12 protein-coding genes and 1 tRNA gene are annotated in these 19588 nt (G+C 43.6%); 10 read left to right on the top strand and 3 right to left on the bottom strand.

The genetic code is table 11. The features are described 5' to 3' along the window. Positions 1 to 192 precede the first annotated feature (192 nt). Positions 193 to 1047 carry a methyltransferase domain-containing protein gene (locus tag F3741_09230; protein ID MZG30969.1) on the top strand — a complete coding sequence of 285 codons (855 nt, stop codon included), beginning with the start codon at positions 193 to 195 and terminating at the stop codon, positions 1045 to 1047. Positions 1048 to 1287: 240 nt separating this feature from the next. Further along, entirely contained in the window at positions 1288 to 2391 is a 1104-nt protein-coding gene (locus tag F3741_09225) for a Do family serine endopeptidase (GenBank protein MZG30968.1), read from the top strand. Between the two features lie 85 nt (positions 2392 to 2476). Here the strand turns inward: F3741_09225 and F3741_09220 are convergent, their stop codons facing one another. Both F3741_09220 and gltB read right to left on the bottom strand, forming a co-directional pair. Then, positions 2477 to 3964, bottom strand: coding sequence for a glutamate synthase subunit beta (locus F3741_09220; protein MZG30967.1), 1488 nt, complete (start codon positions 3962 to 3964; stop codon positions 2477 to 2479). 72 nt (positions 3965 to 4036) lie between these two features. Next, the gene (gene gltB / locus F3741_09215; GenBank protein ID MZG30966.1) at positions 4037 to 8557 is read right to left on the bottom strand and encodes a glutamate synthase large subunit; all 4521 of its coding nucleotides are present in this window, start codon (positions 8555 to 8557) and stop codon (positions 4037 to 4039) included. Between the two features lie 379 nt (positions 8558 to 8936). Between gltB and F3741_09210 the strand changes: the two genes are divergently transcribed. The 8 genes from F3741_09210 to F3741_09175 all read left to right on the top strand — a co-directional run bounded on the left by F3741_09210 (position 8937) and on the right by F3741_09175 (position 18082). After that, positions 8937 to 9584, top strand: coding sequence for a CBS domain-containing protein (locus F3741_09210; protein ID MZG30965.1), 648 nt, complete (start codon positions 8937 to 8939; stop codon positions 9582 to 9584). 358 nt (positions 9585 to 9942) lie between these two features. After that, entirely contained in the window at positions 9943 to 11505 is a 1563-nt protein-coding gene (locus F3741_09205; protein MZG30964.1) for a 2-isopropylmalate synthase, read from the top strand. Between the two features lie 3 nt (positions 11506 to 11508). Beyond that, the gene (gene cmoA / locus F3741_09200; GenBank protein ID MZG30963.1) at positions 11509 to 12303 is read left to right on the top strand and encodes a carboxy-S-adenosyl-L-methionine synthase CmoA; all 795 of its coding nucleotides are present in this window, start codon (positions 11509 to 11511) and stop codon (positions 12301 to 12303) included. A 75-nt stretch (positions 12304 to 12378) separates the two neighbouring features. Further along, positions 12379 to 12570, top strand: a complete 192-nt coding sequence (locus tag F3741_09195) for a zinc ribbon domain-containing protein (GenBank protein MZG30962.1) — start codon at positions 12379 to 12381, stop codon at positions 12568 to 12570. Positions 12571 to 12589: 19 nt separating this feature from the next. Further along, the gene (locus F3741_09190) at positions 12590 to 13720 is read left to right on the top strand and encodes a radical SAM protein (GenBank protein MZG30961.1); all 1131 of its coding nucleotides are present in this window, start codon (positions 12590 to 12592) and stop codon (positions 13718 to 13720) included. A gap of 7 nt (positions 13721 to 13727) precedes the next feature. Next, positions 13728 to 13804 (top strand) — tRNA-Pro (locus F3741_09185). Between the two features lie 79 nt (positions 13805 to 13883). Further along, positions 13884 to 15470, top strand: a complete 1587-nt coding sequence (locus F3741_09180) for an ABC-F family ATP-binding cassette domain-containing protein (GenBank protein MZG30960.1) — start codon at positions 13884 to 13886, stop codon at positions 15468 to 15470. A gap of 146 nt (positions 15471 to 15616) precedes the next feature. Then, complete coding sequence (locus tag F3741_09175) at positions 15617 to 18082, top strand: glycogen/starch/alpha-glucan phosphorylase (protein MZG30959.1); 2466 nt, start codon at positions 15617 to 15619, stop codon at positions 18080 to 18082. Between the two features lie 4 nt (positions 18083 to 18086). Here F3741_09175 and malQ read toward each other — a convergent pair whose 3' ends face one another. Further along, complete coding sequence (malQ, locus tag F3741_09170) at positions 18087 to 19583, bottom strand: 4-alpha-glucanotransferase (GenBank protein ID MZG30958.1); 1497 nt, start codon at positions 19581 to 19583, stop codon at positions 18087 to 18089. Positions 19584 to 19588 lie beyond the last annotated feature (5 nt).

Below are 19588 nucleotides of genomic sequence, written 5' to 3'. Positions count from 1 at the left end.
TTCTCCGATGCAAGTGCTTATAACATTCAATTCAAAGGCTCAAAACCAGTTTTTATCGATAGTCTCTCAATTCAACCCTATCAGGAAGGACAGGTTTGGGAAGGTCACCAGCAGTTTTGCGAACAGTTCCTGAACCCACTCTTACTAAGATCTCTATTGGGAGTCACCCACAATGCCTGGTATCGAGGAAATTTGGAAGGAATACCGTCTGATGAATTCTGCAGAATGGTACCCTGGTATAAAAAGATTTCCAAAAATTTCTTTCTGCATGTAGCCCTTCCATCAAGATTGAACAATCTTGCAAGATCTGAAAAAACTGATTCTTTATCAAATATTAATCAAAACCTTCCACGTGAAACCCTGTCCAGAATTTTCAAACAACTCTACTCCTGGATTGATAAGTTAAAGCCTCTTTCCTCTTCTAACACTACGTGGGGTAACTATGACTCCATACACTGTTACGAAAGTGATGAGGTCACACAAAAACATAACTTCATCACCAACTTCATTCAAAAAACCGAGCCTGAAACAGTTTGGGACCTTGGCTGCAACACCGGAGAATACTCTGAACTGGCCTTGAATGCAGGAGCCCAACATGTCGTCGGCTTCGATTTCGATCAGTCAGCATTGGAAAAATCGTTCGAACGGGCGGAGAAAAACAACTTAAACTTCTTGCCTTTATTTTTTGACGCGGCAAACCCCAGTCCGGATCAAGGATGGAATTCACAGGAAAGGAAAGGTCTGTTGAACAGAATAAATGCCGATGCCGTTCTAGCCCTGGCCTTTGAGCACCACCTTGCCATAGGGCGCAATATTCCATTAGATAAGTTTATCGACTGGCTTATAAATATTGCTCCACGCGGTGTCGTCGAGTTCATCCCTAAAGATGACCCCAACCTCAAGTTAATGCTTAACCTGAGGAAAGACATCTTTACAGATTATAATGAACACACCTTCCGTAATATTTTAGAAAGCAAATGCAGGATTATCAGTTCTCAAGAAATCTCAAAAAGTAAACGCATTCTCTACTGGTTTGAAAGACCCTGAACTTCAGACCCACCAACCTCCAATATTTTATACTTCATGGCGATCAAATCGCCTTCCTGGCAATCAAACCATTGAAACAACATTAAGGATTTTTAATTTCATATTAATGGACATTTAATTTTCAAGCTTTATCCTTATTTCAAGAATATTGATCAATCACGAATGCACCATTATGCTTAAAAATAGAGTTGGAGGATACTCAGCATGAAACAAAAATTAAAATTTCCGATAGTCTTTGCGATGTTTATTTTGATGGTCCTGCCGCTTTCTTACGGAATTGGAACATCAGGTTTTCCAACAGCGGACCCTGCTTTCGGATTAAGCACCAAAGTTAATCCTGTAGGCACCAACTTGATTGTCGACATCGCGAAAAAGAAAAACCCCGCGGTGGTGTTCGTTACATCAAAAACAAAGATTCAACCTGCAAAAGGAAATGGGCCCTTCGGACAGTTTGCTCCTCCATTTAGGGGACGAAGTCCTCGCCCACCAGCACCAGAAGGTGGAACTGGCTCAGGATTCATCATTGACCATGAAGGCTATATCCTTACCAACAACCATGTTGTGGAAGGTGCCGACAAAATAAAAGTAACACTTCAAAATGAAAAAGAATATAAAGCCAAACTTATAGGCTCTGACCCCAAAACGGACATTGCGCTGATCAAAATTGTACAGGAGTATGGTGAAAACACATCCTTCCCCTACTTGACCCTGGGCAATTCTGAACAAGTAGATGTAGGTGAATGGGTGGTAGCTATCGGTAACCCCTTTGGTCTGGACCATACCGTGACCACAGGAGTTGTCAGCGCCAAAGGCAGGAACATAGGTGCCGGACCTTATGACGAGTTCATTCAAACTGATGCCTCAATCAACCCCGGCAACAGTGGTGGCCCGTTGCTTAACATGAATGGTGATGTCATCGGTATTAACACCGCAATCTTTTCCGGAAGCGGTGGAAATGTAGGCATTGGTTTTGCCTTACCCATTAACATGGCAAAAGATATTCTGGACGAACTAAAACAGAAAGGCAGTGTTACACGTGGCTGGCTTGGGGTTATGATCCAGAAAATCACTCCGGAACTGAAAGAGTCTTTCAAGCTTAAGGATACTATGGGAGCACTGGTTAACGATATCGTACCCAATGGTCCTGCCGCTCAAGGTGGGTTGAAACGAGGTGATGTCATCACCCGTTTTGATGGTGTTGAAATCATGTCCATGGAAACACTTCCTAAACAGGTTGCTTCCATCAAACCGGGAAAAACTGTCAAGGTCGAATTAATTCGAGAAGGTGAAGCCAGGGTTCTGGAAGTTAAAATTGAACCCATGAAAGAAGAAAAGCCAGCATAATTCCCCGAGCTTGCAAACAGCAGGCGAACCTCCGAAAGGGGACTGTTTTGTCAAGGGCAGTCCCCTTTCTCTTTATTCCTAATGCTTATTTTAAAAACTGACTGTGAGGAAGCTGGGTCTCACCCATGAGATAAAGGTCTACCGATCTTGCAGCTTCTCTACCTTCAGCAATAGCCCAAACGACCAGTGATTGCCCCCTTGTCATATCCCCTGCCACAAAAACTCCATCTACACTGGTCATTTTCTTATTGTCACAGGCCACATTTCCCCGTGCATCCAAGTCCATCCCCAACTCATCAAGCATGCCTTCATGGATAGGATGGACAAAACCCATCGCCAGCAGAACAAGCTCGACTTCCAGTTCAAATTCAGAGCCAGGTACCTCCCGTAGTTGAGGTCGGCCTGTTTCAGGATCTGGTTCGCCAAACTCAATTTTCACAGCATGAATTTTGGAAACCTTGCCATCCTTTCCGGAAAACTTTTTTGTAGAAACACAATACTCGGTGATCTTTTCCTTACCTTCCCGTTCATTGGCCTCTTCATGAGAAGATGAAACCCGGAATATTTTAGGCCATTGCGGCCATGGGTTGTCATCACTCCTCGCTTGTGGCGGTTCCGGCAGTAGTTCAAACTGGTAAACATTTTTAGCACCTTGTCGCAGCGAGGTTCCCAGGCAATCTGATCCGGTATCACCACCGCCAATGATCAAGACATTCTTGTCTTTTGCAGTGATTGAAATATCTTCAGGAATCGTATCCCCTTCATTCCTCTTGTTCTGTTGCGGGAGAAAATCCATGGCAAAATGTATACCATCCAGGTCTCGTCCTTGTACTTGAATGTCACGAGGTTTCTGGGATCCGCCGCAAAGCACCACCACGTCAAATTCATTTTTCAATTCTTTGGCAGATTTATTAACCCCTACATTGACTCCTGTCTTAAAAATGACTCCCGATTCTTCCATCAACCTAATTCGACGCTTAACAACCTCTTTATCCAGTTTGAAATGAGGTATGCCATACATCAAGAGTCCACCAACACGATCTTCTTTTTCAAAAACCGTAACCTCATGCCCTGCGGAATTGAGTTGTTCCGCACAGGCCAGTCCGGCAGGACCTGAACCTACCACTGCTATTTTTTTCCCTGTACGAGATTCCGGTTTCTTCGGCTTGATAAAACCTTTTTCAAAGCCTACCTCTGCGATCATCTCCTCAATGTTACAAATTGTCACCGCTGGCTCAGTGATGCCCAGAACACAGGCCCCCTCACAGGGAGCCGGACAGACCCGTCCCGTAAACTCAGGAAAGTTATTGGTCTTCAGCAGTAGTTCAACCGCCTCGCTGTAACGACCTCGATAAACCATATCGTTCCAGTCGGGAATCAGATTTCCCAAAGGACAGCCAGATTCACTTTGGCAGAAAGGAACACCACAGTCCATACAACGTGCACCTTGCTGCTTGTACTTTTCTTCAGAAAAGTCAGCGTAGCACTCCTTTTGATCCTTCAGCCTTTCCTCAACCGGACGGCCTGGCGGTGTCTCCCGCTCATACTCCATGAATCCTTTTATTGCACCCATTTACGCTTTTATATCCTTTCTGGCGGAGAACCTCGTAATTAGCAACTACAAGCGGTCTGCCGCATTAATGAATCAGGCAACCAACATTTCATTTCGTTTTTTACGTTCTTCCACGACCCGGCGGTAATCCATCGGATAAACTTTGATGAATTTAGGTAATGTTGCCTCCCACTCATCAAGCACCTCTTTGGCAACACTACTTTGAGTGTACTGAAAGTGTTCTTCAATCAAACCCTTCAACAGCTCAATATCTTCAGCTTCTTCAACAGGAACCAAATCTACAATGCTTTGATTGCAGTGAATGGGAAAACTGTTATCGCGATCCAGCACAAATGCCAGGCCACCACTCATACCAGCAGCAAAATTTCTTCCTGTTTCACCGAGGACCACAACGGTTCCGCCAGTCATATATTCGCAACCATGATCCCCTACCCCTTCAACCACTGCATGGGCCCCGCTATTACGGACTGCAAACCGTTCCCCGCCAATACCCCTGAAAAAAGCTTTTCCAGATACAGCTCCGTATAGAACGGTATTACCTATTAAAATATTTTCTTCCGGAACCAGAGTCGACTCTTCTGGAGGATAAATAATAATCTTGCCGCCAGAAAGACCTTTCCCAACATAATCATTGGCATCACCTGCCAGATTAAATGTCACGCCAGGCGCCAGAAAAGCACCAAAGCTCTGTCCTGCCGAACCTTTGAAGTTCAAACATATCGTGTTGGAGGGGAGCCCTTCTTCACCATATGTTTTTGAGATTTGATAACTGAGCATCGCACCTGTTGCCCGGTCTGTATTGACAATGGAAATATCTTCTTGAACTTTTTGTTGATTCTCCAACGCTGCCTGGCTCATCTTGATCAAGCGATGGTCCAGAGCATTGTCAAGGTCACCACTCAAATCCTGGGTGCAAACATTACGTATTGCTACATCACTACCCACATCCGGCTTGTGCAGAATACGACTGACATCGACACCATGCGCTTTCCAATGCTCAGTTGCGGAACCCGCTTCAAGGAGATCGACTCTTCCTATCAGGTCATTAAACTTACGTATCCCTAATTCAGCCATAATCTCTCTCACTTCCTGCGCAATAAATCGAAAGAAATTTACGACATAGTCAGGTTTGCCATTGAACTTTTCGCGAAGGACCGGATCCTGGGTGGCTATCCCTACCGAACAGGTATTAAGATGGCATTTGCGCATCAGAATACACCCCATCGTCACCAGTGCCGTAGTCGAGAAACCAAACTCATCGGCTCCCAGGATACCTCCTATCACAACATCACGTCCTGTTTTAAGCTGGCCATCAACCTGGACACGAATTCGACCACGCAAATCATTAAGAACGAGAATTTGCTGAGTTTCAGAAAGCCCGAGTTCCCAGGGCAACCCGGCATGTTTTATGGAAGTTTGCGGTGAAGCCCCGGTTCCCCCATCGTGACCGGCAATCAATACCCCTTCAGCATGGGCTTTTGAAACTCCCGCCGCAATGGTTCCTACACCCGCTTCCGCAACCAACTTGACGCTGACTCTTGCGTCCGGATTAGCGTTATGTAAATCAAAAATTAACTGTTGCAGATCCTCGATCGAATAAATGTCATGATGAGGAGGCGGTGAGATTAAGCCCACACCCGGTGTCGAGTGGCGAAGCTTGGCTATGTATTCACTGACCTTATGTCCCGGCAGCTGCCCCCCTTCCCCAGGCTTGGCGCCTTGAGCAATTTTGATCTGCATTTCATCTGCATTGGTCAGGTAGTAACTGTTCACCCCAAAACGTCCTGAGGCCACCTGCTTGATTTTACTGCGACGTGAGTCACCATTTGAATCGGGAGTATAACGGGCACTATCCTCTCCCCCTTCTCCGGTATTGCTCCTTCCACCCAACCGGTTCATAGCAATCGCAAGGGTTTCGTGCGCCTCACGGGATATGGACCCAATCGACATAGCACCCGTGCAAAATCGTTTAGTGATTTCTTCCAACGACTCCACTTCTTCGATGGGTATCGACTTGGTTTCTTTAAACTCAAACAATCCACGCAGGGTACATTGACGTGTGCTTTCGTTATTGGCTTCCTGTGAGAACTTTTTAAAAGTAGCGTAATCATTCGATCGTGTTGCATGTTGTAATAGCCCGATGGAATTGGGATTGAGCATGTGCTTCTCTTCACCACGACGCCAATGATAATGACCTCCCAGTTCCAGGGCTGAAATGACTTCTTCACCAAATCCCTTTTTGTGGCGCATCAGAGATTCTTGAGCCAGAATATCCAGTTCAGCTCCGCTGATACGAGAAGGAGTCCCTGTAAAATAACCATCCACCACTTTTTCACTCAAACCAACCACTTCAAATACCTGTGCTCCGCGATAACTCTGTATTGTAGATATTCCCATCTTGGCAATAATTTTAAAAAGGCCTTTTCGCGTAGCTTTAATAAAATTTGAAACAGCTGTTTCCGTAGCAATCTTTTCAATAAACACACCTTCATCGGCAATCTGGGCCACAGTTTCATAAGCAAGGTAAGGATAGATGGCACCCGCTCCAAAACCGATCAGCAATGCAAAATGCATCATTTCACGGGCCTCACCCGTTTCAACCACCACCCCTACTTTTGTGCGTGTCCTTTCACGAAGCAGATGATGATGCACTCCTGCAGTAGCAAGCAAGCTGGGAATAGGAACATTATCTTTGTCCACTCCCTTATCAGAAAGAATCAATATCGTGGCACCATTTTCAATCGCCCTGGAAGCCTGCTGGCATATCCTGTCCATAGCTTTTTCCAGTCCAGCTTGTCCCTCTGAAGCCGGAAATAGAATTGGAATCACCTCTGTATTCAGGTCTGTCTGATTAAGGCCGCGAATTTTATCCATTTCATGACCGGTGAGAATAGGATGTTCAACCTTTAGTTTGCGGCAATGCTCTGGCGACTCATCTAGCAGGTTCCTCTCCTTTCCAAGAGTTACCTCCATAGACATGACCAGTTCCTCGCGTATTGAATCAATAGCAGGGTTGGTTACCTGTGCAAACAATTGTTTGAAATAGTTAAAGAGGAGTTGAGGCTTTTGTGATAAGACAGCCAAAGGAGTGTCATTACCCATTGAACCGGTGGCCTCGTTAGCCGACCCTACCATAGGAGCAAGCAAAAACTTCAAATCCTCAATGGTATAACCAAAGGTCACCTGCCTGTTCAAAACAGTTTGATATTCAGGATTAAATTGATAGTTTGTGGAAGGCAGGTCTTTGAGATTGACCTGATTCTCCTCAACCCATTTTGTATAAGGCTTCTGGGTTGAAACTTTAGCTTTGATCTCTTCATCTGAGATGATGCGGCCTTCATTGATATCCACCAGGAACATTTTTCCCGGTTGCAACCGCCCCTTGTATTCAATATTAGCTTCTTCAACCGGAACAACTCCCACTTCAGAAGCCATGATTACCAGTCCATCTTTCGTGACATAATAACGGGAAGGACGCAGGCCATTGCGGTCCAAAACTGCTCCGCAAGTCTCCCCATCCGTAAAAGCAATTGAGGCAGGACCATCCCAAGGCTCCATCATGGAAGCGTGAAACTCATAGAACCCACGTTTATCATCGTCCATGGTTTCATGACCGCTCCAGGGTTCTGGAATCATCATCATCATGGCATGCGGCAGAGACCGGCCTGTAAGGAACAGCATCTCCAAAGCCTGATCAAAATCCGCAGAGTCACTGCCACCCGGAGCAATAACTGGAAGAATCATGTTGATGTCTTCAAATAAAGGAGACTCAAACATCGATTCACGGGCACGCATCCAGTTCTGGTTTCCACGAACTGTATTAATTTCTCCATTGTGCGCAATATAACGAAAAGGCTGAGCTCGCCCCCAGGAGGGAAACGTGTTGGTACTGTATCGGGAATGAGCTAACGCCAATGCAGAGACCATGTTTGGATCCTGTAGATCCAGGTAATAGGTCTCCAGTTGCGGTGCCATCAACTGACCTTTGTAGATCAAGGTCTTGCTTGAAAGGCTGCAGGCATAAAAATTTTCATTATTATCGTTGAGCCCAGCACGTCGAACTCCCCAGGCAGTTCGCTTGCGAACACAATAAAGCCTTCTTTCAAAGGCCAACTGGTCTGCGACACCCGGTCCGGCGCCAACAAAAACCTGTTTTATAACCGGCTCAACAGAACGGGCCGTTTTTCCGATCGTTGAGTTATCAACTGGAACATCCCGCCAGCCGAGAAGCTCCATCCCCTCAGTTAAAATTGCACGTTCCATGATTTCCTGGCCCTGTTTCGTGTCTTCGCCAACAGGGAGAAACACATTTCCTACTGCATAGCGTCCGGCCTCAGGAAGATTAATACCCGCCTTTTTGCATTGCTCCTGGAAAAACCGATGCGGAATCTGGATAAGAATTCCGGCACCATCACCGGTGGCAGAATCTGCACCACAAGCCCCACGGTGCTCCAGTTTCTTAAGGATCTCTAACCCCTGGGTTATGATTTCATGGGACTTTTCCCCCTTCATATTCATGACAAAGCCCACTCCACAACTGTCTTTTTCTAGAGCGGGATCGTAAAGACCCTGTTTTTTTGGAAAAGCGTGCATATTGGTTAAACCATTGAATTATAAATAAATTTAAAACCCCAAAGCACCGAAAGTTCAAGTATTTTCAATGCGGAAAGAGTTATAAAAGCAAGAGTCATGCCTATAGCAAACCCTTGATTTAGATAACCCTAAAGAAGAACCCAACATCATAGAGTAAAAAATTTACACAATAAAGAGTATATTTTGAACAATTTTTGTAGGGTTAGGCGTCTATAAGTGTAAAGGGCCTACACTTGCATACCAACACTCGACTATCAGAGGATCATCTGCATATTATAATTGAAACAACCGGTAAAGTGGCGAGATTCTTCAATCTCTATTCAAAAACATGCACTTTTATCTATTCAGGGCGCAAGGTTAGAAGTTTAATTAACTATTTATGTTTCTAATGATCGTCGATGAAATAATGACTCGCAAGGTCATCACTATTAAGTCTGATCACACTCTTTTTAAAGCTCAGGAATTAATGGTCAAGAACTCTATCCGCCATTTGCCGGTAGTCCACAGCAAAAACCTTGAAGGCATTATTACTGAGAGTGATATTCGCGGGGCATTTATCTCCAAGTCCTCAGGCCCTACAAAGATAAAGGTCCTCGACCCGAAGAAAATGAAAGTCTCGGACTATATGACCCGCAACCCACAAACCGTAGCCCCTGACACAAATGTGGAAGATGCAGCGCTCTTGATTTATAAAAATAAGATCGGTTCGCTTCCCGTAATAGAAAAAAACAAGCTGGTGGGCATCGTCTCAATCCTTGATATGCTGGGGTTGTTCATCGACCTGATGGGCATTATCCATTCCAGCTCAAGAGTCGATGTCATAATGGGCAAAGAACCTAAAAATTTCGAAACCGTGTCAAAAATCATCCACGATCAGGGATTGAATATCATAAGCGTTGGCATGGCCCCTTATGCAAAAAACAAGAAGAAACAGGTGTATTTCTTTCGACTCGATTTATGCGAAACAGCCCCGCTGGTCAAAAAAATCGAGAAAGCCGGGTTTAAGGTGTTAAACGCTATAGATTAACTCTTATCTATTTGCTTTCATAAGTTTCATAAAGAACGGTGGTTTTTAATATTTGTAATTTGGTTGGTAATTCGTTTAGAATAAATTATTACTTACGAAATTTAAACAGGCTTGAGAAAATGTATTACCACTCTAAAAAACAATTCAGTTTACGCTCTTGCCTGGACCTACGCCTACTTTTGGCCCTGCTATAAGGGCGAGTCTTCACCCTGAGCTTCAGGCTCCCCTAACCAGTTTCACATAGCTCCCAACTTATTCACATTCAAATTGGAATCCAGGGAAAAGCAGCTCTGGTATTTAATTGGATACATCTTATAATATTGAATGATACTTTATTTAATCAGGAGGTTTGTCAGTCATGCAACCCGAGAAACTCATCATCTTCGACACCACTTTAAGAGACGGGGAACAATGCCCCGGTGCCAGCTTGAACATCAAGGAAAAACTTGAGATCGCCCGGCAACTAGCTTTGCTTAAAGTAGATGTTATCGAAGCAGGATTTCCGGTTGCTTCTCCAGGAGACTTCGAATCGGTAAAGCAAATCGCTGAAGAAATCCGTGGCTCAAAAATCGCGGGACTTTCACGCGCACTGGAAAAAGATATTGAAGCGACAACCAGAGCCCTGGAAAACGCCGAATCTCCGAGAATTCATATTTTCCTATCTACATCAAAAGTACACCGAGACCATATGGTTGAAAAAGCAAAAGGAGAGATTATTGAAATGGGAGTGAAGGCAATACAATTTGCCCGCAAGTATTTCGATGACGTTGAGTTCTCTCCTATGGATGCAACTCGAACCGAAAAGGATTTTCTCGTTGATGTGACGCGAGAAGTCATTTCAGCCGGTGCCACAACTGTCAATATTCCAGATACAGTGGGATATACCGTCCCAGAAGAGTTTGCCGAGCTCATCCGGCACTTAAAATCCAACGTACCGAATATAGATCAGGCTGTTATCAGCGTACATTGCCATAACGATCTTGGGCTGGCTGTTGCCAATTCAATTGCTGCTGTGCAAGCTGGTGCAAGGCAGATTGAATGCACCATTAACGGTATTGGTGAGCGTGCCGGAAATGCAGCCATGGAAGAAGTGGTCATGGCTGTAAGAACCAGGAAGGATTTTTTCAACTCTGTCTACACAGGTATCGAAACCAAACATATCCAGCCTTGCAGTAAACTTGTGAGCAGCTTGACGGGGTTCTTTGTTCAACGCAATAAGGCGATAGTCGGGAAAAATGCTTTTGCACATGAATCAGGCATTCACCAGCATGGCTTTCTGAAACGCAAAGATACTTTTGAAATCATGGATCCCGCAGATATTGGCGGCGAGGAATCTGAACTGGTCATGGGTAAACACTCTGGAAGAAATGCCCTGCAAAGTAAAGTACAGGAATTAGGATATACGCTGGATCAGGACGAACTGGACAGGCTGTTTCAGGAGTTCAAAGTTCTTGCTGACGAGAAAAAGGAAATTTTTGAAGACGACTTTCACACCCTCATTCAGAAACAAAAATTTTCTGTGGAACAACAAAACACTTACGAACTTGGTTCCATGCAATGTGAGTTTGAATCTGGAAAGGTTCCTGAGGCAATGGTAAACCTGGTTAGCATTGATAAACAGGAACATACCGCCAGTGCCAGTGGCGATGGTCCGGTAGATGCAATTTATAATGCCATTGATAAAATCACCGGCCTCAGTTGCAAACTCCTGGATTACCAGGTCATGGCTAAAACAAAAGGGCAGGATGCGCAGGGAGAAGTCACCGTTCGCGTCAAGCACGAAAAAAGGGAAATACTGGGAAAAGGGGCCGGTGTTAATACACTTGAAGCCAGCGCATTGGCTTATTTGAATGCGATCAACAAACTTCTTTTAAAGACCAAGTCTGGCCCGGTCGAAGGAAGTGAACTTCCAGGACCGTAATTAATAACTCTTTGTTCCTCTTCCGGTTTTCCGGAAGGGGATTTTCTTTTTACCTTTCTTAACAGGTGCATCATTTCCAAAAGAGACACATTATTTAAAAAGGAAAATGTCGGCAGTCGTTTTGAGTTCGACGGATCTGTGGCAAACGTATTTGATGATATGTTGGAGCGAAGTGTACCAATGTATCACGAATGCCAGTCATTGGCAGTGCATTGGTGCGCAAAGTTTGCCCAGCCAAACACTTCTGTTTATGACCTGGGGTGTTCTACAGGAACCCTTCTCTTAAAATTAGCACAATTGATAGATACAAATAAGAATATTGAATTACATGGAGTGGACAACTCTTCGGCCATGCTGGAGAAATCCAGATTAAAACTCAGCCAGTCACCCGTTATTTGCAAATTCCATGAAGCGGATCTGAATGAGGAAGTTCCCATCCAAAATGCATCTGTGGTGGTGATGAACTACACCCTTCAGTTTTTATTGCCGGAAAACAGGGTATCGCTGTTAAAGAATATCTTTAATGGACTGGTTCCTGGAGGATCGCTCGTTCTTATTGAAAAAATAAAGAGCGAAATTCCCGAACTGGGCAGGACATTCATAGACTTTCATCACCAGTTCAAGCGGGACCGAGGGTATTCAAACCTTGAAATTTCCCGCAAACGGGAAGCATTGGAAAATGTCCTCATCCCTCTAACTGTTGAGGAAAATCAAGGTCTCATTAAAAAAGCCGGGTTCAAGGTCGTAGACCTGTTTTTTAAATGGAACAACTTTGCCGGATTTATTGCTTTGAACTAGAAACTATTGTATTCTTAATGCCTTCAAGAGAAACACCGTCAGTTTTAATTGAAGGCAAATCAGGAGAACTTAGCCATGCCTAATTACGATCATACTTGCGAAAAATGCAAAAAAGATTTCGTGGTCGAAATGAAAATTTCAGAAGTGGATAAAAAGAAAGTAACGTGTCCTGAATGTGGGTCAAAGAAGGTTTCGCGCAACGTGACCAACAACACATTTTGGAGCGAAAGCATAGATCGTTATAATTATTCGAAAACCAATAATTAACTCCCTCAATTAACAAATCATGTTGACCCAGGTTCAACCCGGCATTCAAAAATTTCCCGGTCGCTTTGGCGAATTGGTCCAGCTACCCTTGCAGCGCATACATATCGAGCTAACCAATGTTTGCAATTTTGACTGCACATTTTGCCCCAAGCAGGAAATGACCCGTCATTATGAATACATGGACTTTGAAAGGGTCTGTGGAATCATTGACGAGATCGCAGAATATAACATGGCGGAGAAAATTACCTTTCATGTGATGGGTGAACCTTTCATGCATCCCCGGTTCTTTGAAATTCTCGACCATGCTGCTCAATCAGGTGTAAAAACAGGAATCACCACTAATGGGACATACCTTGACGAAGAGATGGCGATCAAGCTTGAAAAAGTGACCGCATCACAGGTGAACATCTCACTTCAAACTCCCGACGAAGAGTCTTTCAAAACCAGAAAATCCAGGCGGATGAAATTCGATGAATATCACAATCGAATTTTGAAGTTCATTGAGGGTTGCCTGAAACAAACCAAGCCGCCAAAAATAAAGGTTCATTTCCTGAATACTTCTATCAAAACCGAGGTTCCGGGAGAAGACTGGAATGTAGGAACCATGAGTGTCATCAACAACACTAAAGAGTTGCGCAAAACCTTTCGTTACTGGGCCAGGGAAGTACACAAAATATGTCCGCCACTCAATGAAGAGAAACGGCAGGAAGTTGAGAAAAAAATAGACAAACTCTCTGCATTCAAATGGAACGTGGTTGAGGTTGCACCAAATATCCACTTTGAAACTTATATTTTAAATACCTGGGGCAACGCGTTTACTGAGGGAGAAAAAGTGGTTCCTTCTAAAACCGGTTATTGCAGTGCATTGACAGACCATTTTGCGATTCTTTGCAGCGGGGATTTAATTTATTGCTGTGTGGATTATGACGGCAAGACCAAAGCGGGAAACGTATTTGAAAACTCTATTACAGAAATCATGAATACCCAGCCGGTTATTGATGCTGTGGAAGGTTTTCAACAGAACAAGGTCATACACCCGCACTGCCAGAAATGCCTGGGTGGAAGCACCTGGTTAAAATCGCTTATAAATAGTGTCGGTTCAATCATTATCTGGAAACACCTCAAGAAATTCTTTTATAAAACAAGCTAAAAACAGTCGGGATGTAGCGCAGCCTGGTAGCGCACCTGCTTCGGGAGTAGGGGGTCGGAAGTTCAAATCTTCTCATCCCGACCAGTTTTCTGTTCCCTCCCTGATTCACTCAATACCTTATTAAAACATTTCTTAAGTTAATCCACTTGTATTTAAGCCTGCAATGGTAATAGCTAGCAATCTGCAAAAATCTTTTGGCCCGCAAGTTCTTTTTGAAGATGTGTCTTTTCTCATCAATAAAGGAGAACGGGTTGGATTGGTTGGTAAAAACGGGACAGGAAAATCTACTCTGTTCAAAATGATTCTGGGGCAGGAAAGGCAGGACTCTGGGACACTTTCAACACCTAAAGGATACAGGGTTGGAGCATTGGACCAGCACATCCATTTCACTCATTCTACTGTGCTTGAAGAATGTATTACGGCCCTTCCGGCTGAAAAACAGTGGGATCATTATAAGGCCGAGATCATTCTTTCTGGACTCGGCTTTTCCGAAGCAGACTTCCAAAAAGATCCCACCACCTTCAGCGGTGGATTCCAGGTAAGAATTAATCTCTGCAAGGCGTTATTAGCTGATCCCAACATGCTTTTACTTGATGAGCCTACTAACTATCTCGATATTCTATCGCTTCGCTGGCTCAAGGACTATTTGAATAAATGGCCTGGGGAAATGATACTGATCACACATGATCGTGACTTTATGGATAAGGTCACCACCCACACATTGGGTTTGCATCGTAAACAAGCCAAAAAAGTCAAGGGAGACACGATCAAATACTATGAAATGATCATTCAAGAAGAGGAAACCTACGAACAAACCCGTAAAAACCTTGAGAACAAGCGCAAGGAAATGCAATTGCTGGTAGACAGGTTTCGAGCTAAAGCTTCCAAAGCCTCCATGGCTCAGTCTCGATTGAAGATGATGGAAAAAATGGGAACCATGGAAAAACTGGAAACTGAGAAAAACCTTGGCTTCAGGTTTAACCACCTCCCCTGTCCGGGAAAAACTATCATGAACATTAAGGACCTGTCTTTCTCATACGATGGCAACCCGGTAAACAATATATTCTCAGGACTTAACTTTTCTATTGGCCGGAAGGACCGTATAGGAATCATTGGAGCTAATGGAAAAGGAAAGTCAACTTTATTAAATTGCCTCGCAGAAGAGTTGACCCCTACCTCAGGTTCCATTAACCGGCATCCTTCAACCCGTCCGGGGCACTTTGGTCAAACAAATATTGACCGGCTCGAACCTAAAAACAGGGTCTTGGATGAAATCTTGCGTTCCAATCCGAATCTTTCCCTGCAAGCTGCTCACAGTATTTGCGGCGCTATGATGTTTGATGGAGATTTAAGTAAAAAGAAAGTGAGCGTGTTATCTGGAGGAGAGAGAAGCCGGGTTTTGTTAGGAAAAATTATCTCCCACCCGACAAACCTTTTACTGCTGGATGAACCTTCTCATCATTTGGATGTAGAGTCCATTGAATCCCTGATTGAAGAACTCAATGATTACCAAGGTGCATTGGTGATTGTTACCCATTCCGAACTTATTCTCAAAACCCTTGCCAAAAATTTAATCATTTTCCACAAAGGCAACGCAGAATACTTTCATGGCGGATATGAAGATTTTCTCGAAAAAGTGGGTTGGGAAGGAGAACCGATGGCCGAGAAAAAGGCAAAAACCAAAATAAATAAAAAAGAAGCACGAAAACTACGCGCTCTGGAGCGCCAGAAAATTCAAGCAGGTCAATAAAGATCAAAACCAATACCTCAAAGTCGCTGGCAAGGCTCTGCATAGTATGGTAAAAAGTATTTCCGACAATTGTCATAAAAATAGGGCTATACTCTGGTTTGTAAAATTTAACTTCAATCCCTACAGATTTTTTCTTTTTTCTCTTCATGATTGAAAAAATTAAACACGAACCCGGGAGAATAACCCGGGAAGCTCTCAAACTCTGGTTCAAACACCACCTTAAGTACACCCTGGTCGACGATAAATATTCAGCGACAAAAGTGGACCATTTCATCAGCCTGGCTCTATCGGTTCGGGATCACCTGGTCAACAAATGGCTCCAGACCCAGCAATCGTATTACGAAAAAAACGTGAAAAGGGTGTATTACTTTTCCATGGAATTTTTGATTGGTCGATTGCTGACCAACAACCTGATCAACCTTGGAATTTATGATGAATATAAAATGGCCTTGGAGGAGTTGGGGCATATTATTAATGAATTGGAAGAATCTGAAGTAGAAGCCGGTCTGGGAAATGGAGGACTTGGACGTCTTGCGGCCTGCTTTCTAGACTCCATCGCCACACTGGGAATTCCAGGATATGGGTATGGCATTCGCTACGAGTTTGGGATTTTTTATCAAAAAATTATCCAGGGTTATCAGGTCGAAACAGCTGACAACTGGCTGCGGGTGGGAAACCCCTGGGAAATCCCACGTCCACGCTCACTGTTCCCTGTTAAGTTTTATGGCCGTGTAGAAACAAGCCAAAATTCACAAGGCGAAAAAGAGCATAAATGGATCGACACCCAGGATGTCATGGCCATGGCTTATGACATTCCTGTTCCGGGATATAAAAATAACACGGTCAACAACCTTCGCTTATGGAGCGCACGTTCCAGTCGAGAGTTGGATTTGGAGTATTTCCAGGCCGGAGATTATTTTCAAGCAGTGCAAAATAAACATGAGAGCGAAATCATTTCCAAAGTATTGTATCCGGCTGATCATAATCAATTAGGAAAAGAGTTACGATTTAAACAGGAGTATTTTTTCGTTTCAGCATCCCTAAGCGATATTATCCGGCGGTATAAGAAAAGGCACGCCAACTTTGATGAGTTTAGCAACAAAGTTGCCATCCAGTTGAATGATACACATCCCGCATTAGCGATTGCCGAACTAATGCGCATTCTGGTCGATTCCGAAAAACTTTCCTGGGACAAGGCCTGGGAGACAACTGTCAAAACATTTGCGTTCACAAACCACACCATACTTCCGGAGGCCATGGAAAAGTGGTCATTAGAATTATTCGGAAGAGTCTTACCCAGACATCTCGACATTATCTTTCAAATCAACCAGGAGTTTATGGATCAGGTTCAGGAAAAATATCCAGGCGACCTGGGCAAGATGAATAGAATGTCATTGATCGAAGAGAACCATACAAAATATATACGTATGGCAAATTTATCAATCATTGGAAGTCACTCCACAAACGGAGTAGCGGAATTACATTCAAGCATATTGAAGGATAAAGTTTTTTCTGACTTTCATGAAATGTTTCCCGGTCGGTTTAACAATAAAACCAATGGCATCACCCCCCGTCGCTGGCTGAAAGGATGCAATCCAGAATTATCCAAACTGATTACAGAATATATAGGAGACTCATGGGTCAGGGATTTAACAGAATTGAAAAAACTGCAGGATCATATTGACGATTCACATCTAGTTGATCGGTGGAAGAAGATTAAATCCGATAATAAAAAGAAACTGGCAAAATACATTCAGAAGAACTTAAGTGTTGAAATAAGTCCAGACTCCCTCTTTGAAACACAGATCAAGCGAATTCATGAATATAAAAGACAGGTGTTATGCGCACTTCATGCCATCGCACTTTATAATCGAATACGTAAAGACCCGGAGAGCTTTAAAATATCAAGAAGCATTATGTTTTCAGGTAAAGCCGCCCCCGGTTATGCAATGGCCAAGCTAATCATTAAGTTCATCAGCAGTGTTGCAGATACTATCAATAGCGATACGAGCTTACGTGGAAAACTAAAAGTTTTATTTCTACCAAATTACTCCGTAACTCTGGCGGAAAATATTATCCCCGCTTCAGACCTTTCTGTGCAAATTTCGACCGCTGGCATGGAAGCATCCGGTACTGGCAACATGAAACTATCTCTCAATGGGGCTTTAACTGTAGGAACGCTGGATGGTGCAAATATAGAAATCATGGAGGAAGTGGGTAAAGAAAATATCTTCATCTTTGGTTTGAACGCCCAGGAAGTCATGGAGAAAAAACAAGCTGGTTATCGCCCCAGAGAAATTTATGAGCAAAATCAGGAGCTTCGGGAAGTACTAGACATGATTCGGAAAGGTTATTTCTTAGGCCAACAGCCAGCTCTGTTCCAACCCATTCTGGAGAATCTATTGGACCATGGAGATCCTTATATGGTTTTGGCAGATTTCCAGTCGTTCTGCGACATTCAAGACCAAATAAGCCATGCTTATGCAGATTTAGATACATGGACAAAAAAATCCATTATCAATGTATCGCAGATGGGAAAGTTTTCCAGCGACCGATCAATAAGACAGTATGCTGAACAAATTTGGAATGTACCCATTACCCCACAAAGCTAAACTCTTAATACCTGTCATGGGCTTTTGTTATATCAGCAAGGTTCTTCGCGTCATCTTCTGACCATTGCCCCGGAAGCAATCTCCACTCCCAATTGTTTTCAGTAGTTCCCGGGCGATTCATGCGTGCCTCATTCCCCAGTCCCAGCACATCCTGGAGTGGAAGAACAACCGTATCGGCAATTGATCTCATTGCAAGTGTTATCATTTCCTCAGCAACGTGACCAGAGTCCACCTGTTTTTCCAAAGCTGTTTCCAAATTGATTTTTCCTTCATTCCCCAGTTCCCCATCAAACCAACCACGTATGGTATTGCAATCATGCGTTCCCGTATAAAGAAAACAGTTCTTCACATGATTATTTGGAGCATAAGGATTTTGTTCCATATCCCCATCAAAAGCAAAAATTAAAACTTTCATACCAGGAAACCCAAACTGAGTCATTGCCTCTTTAACATCATCAGTAATCACACCCAGGTCCTCGGCAATAACAGGAATGGACTCAAACTCCTTTTGTATTCTTGTGAAAAACTCAACTCCTGGGCATTGCTGCCAACGTCCATTTTCTGCGGTTATATCGCTGGCGGGTATCTCCCAGGCAGCGAGGAAACCTCTAAAATGATCTATACGAATCAGGTCAAACAATTTCAGGTTATGCTTCATTCTTTCAAGCCACCAAAGGAAATCATTCTCACGAAGAGTATCCCAATCAAAAACGGGATTACCCCATCGTTGTCCTGTTTCACTAAAGTAGTCAGGTGGAACCCCGGCAACAACAACAGGTTCCATGTTCTGGTCAAGTTTAAAAAACTCAGGATTTGCCCAGACATCAGCACTGTCATGATTAACGTAAAGGGCTACATCGCCAAATATACGAACGCCATTCTTCTTGCAATATTCCTGCAATTCATTCCATTGTCTGAACAAAACAAACTGAATATATTTTTCCTGCTCAACAAGGTCACCCAATCTTGCAATATACTTTTCAACTGTATTTCTTGTTTTAATACCCTGTGGCCATTCACCCCAGGAATGCCCATCGAAATATTTTTTGAGAACAGAAAAAAGGCTGAAATCTTCCAGCCAATAAGAGTGGGCAGCGCAAAACTTTTCAAATTCATTTTTATCCACACGTCTGCTAAATCTTGTGTAGCTTTTTGTCAGTAGCTGAATCTTAAAATCCAAAACAGGAGAGTATTGAACCCTATGGGGAGAACACTCGAAATCAACTTCCAAGTCACTTTCTTCCAGATATCCATCACGAAGCATAAGTTCCGGGCTGACAAACAAAGGGTTGATCGCAAATGCTGAAGTACAGCTATATGGTGAGTTTCCAAATGACGTAGGGTTTATTGGAAGAATCTGCCAGATAGCCTGACCTGACAACTTGAGCATATCAACAAACTCATAGGCTGAGGGCCCAAAATCTCCCACACCATACTTTGATGGCAGAGAAGTAATATGAAGAAGAATTCCACTGCATCGAGATTTATTCTGCTGTGACATATATA

The sequence above is a fragment of the Nitrospinota bacterium genome (assembly GCA_009873635.1).
In the GTDB taxonomy this organism is placed as follows: domain Bacteria; phylum Nitrospinota; class Nitrospinia; order Nitrospinales; family VA-1; genus LS-NOB.
The sequence above is the reverse complement of the archived record's forward strand: the minus strand, read 5'-3'. Positions and strand labels throughout refer to the sequence as shown.

What these genes read in the sequence shown, in the direction of transcription:
- F3741_09225 (MZG30968.1), top strand. Translation starts at nt 1,288, where the DNA reads ATGTTTATTTTGATGGTCCTGCCGCTTTCTTACGGAATTGGAACATCA.
- F3741_09220 (MZG30967.1), bottom strand. Translation starts at nt 3,964, where the DNA reads ATGGGTGCAATAAAAGGATTCATGGAGTATGAGCGGGAGACACCGCCA.
- gltB (MZG30966.1), bottom strand. Translation starts at nt 8,557, where the DNA reads ATGCACGCTTTTCCAAAAAAACAGGGTCTTTACGATCCCGCTCTAGAA.
- F3741_09210 (MZG30965.1), top strand. Translation starts at nt 8,937, where the DNA reads ATGTTTCTAATGATCGTCGATGAAATAATGACTCGCAAGGTCATCACT.
- F3741_09205 (MZG30964.1), top strand. Translation starts at nt 9,943, where the DNA reads ATGCAACCCGAGAAACTCATCATCTTCGACACCACTTTAAGAGACGGG.
- F3741_09195 (MZG30962.1), top strand. Translation starts at nt 12,379, where the DNA reads ATGCCTAATTACGATCATACTTGCGAAAAATGCAAAAAAGATTTCGTG.
- F3741_09190 (MZG30961.1), top strand. Translation starts at nt 12,590, where the DNA reads ATGTTGACCCAGGTTCAACCCGGCATTCAAAAATTTCCCGGTCGCTTT.
- F3741_09180 (MZG30960.1), top strand. Translation starts at nt 13,884, where the DNA reads ATGGTAATAGCTAGCAATCTGCAAAAATCTTTTGGCCCGCAAGTTCTT.
- F3741_09175 (MZG30959.1), top strand. Translation starts at nt 15,617, where the DNA reads ATGATTGAAAAAATTAAACACGAACCCGGGAGAATAACCCGGGAAGCT.
- malQ (MZG30958.1), bottom strand. Translation starts at nt 19,583, where the DNA reads ATGTCACAGCAGAATAAATCTCGATGCAGTGGAATTCTTCTTCATATT.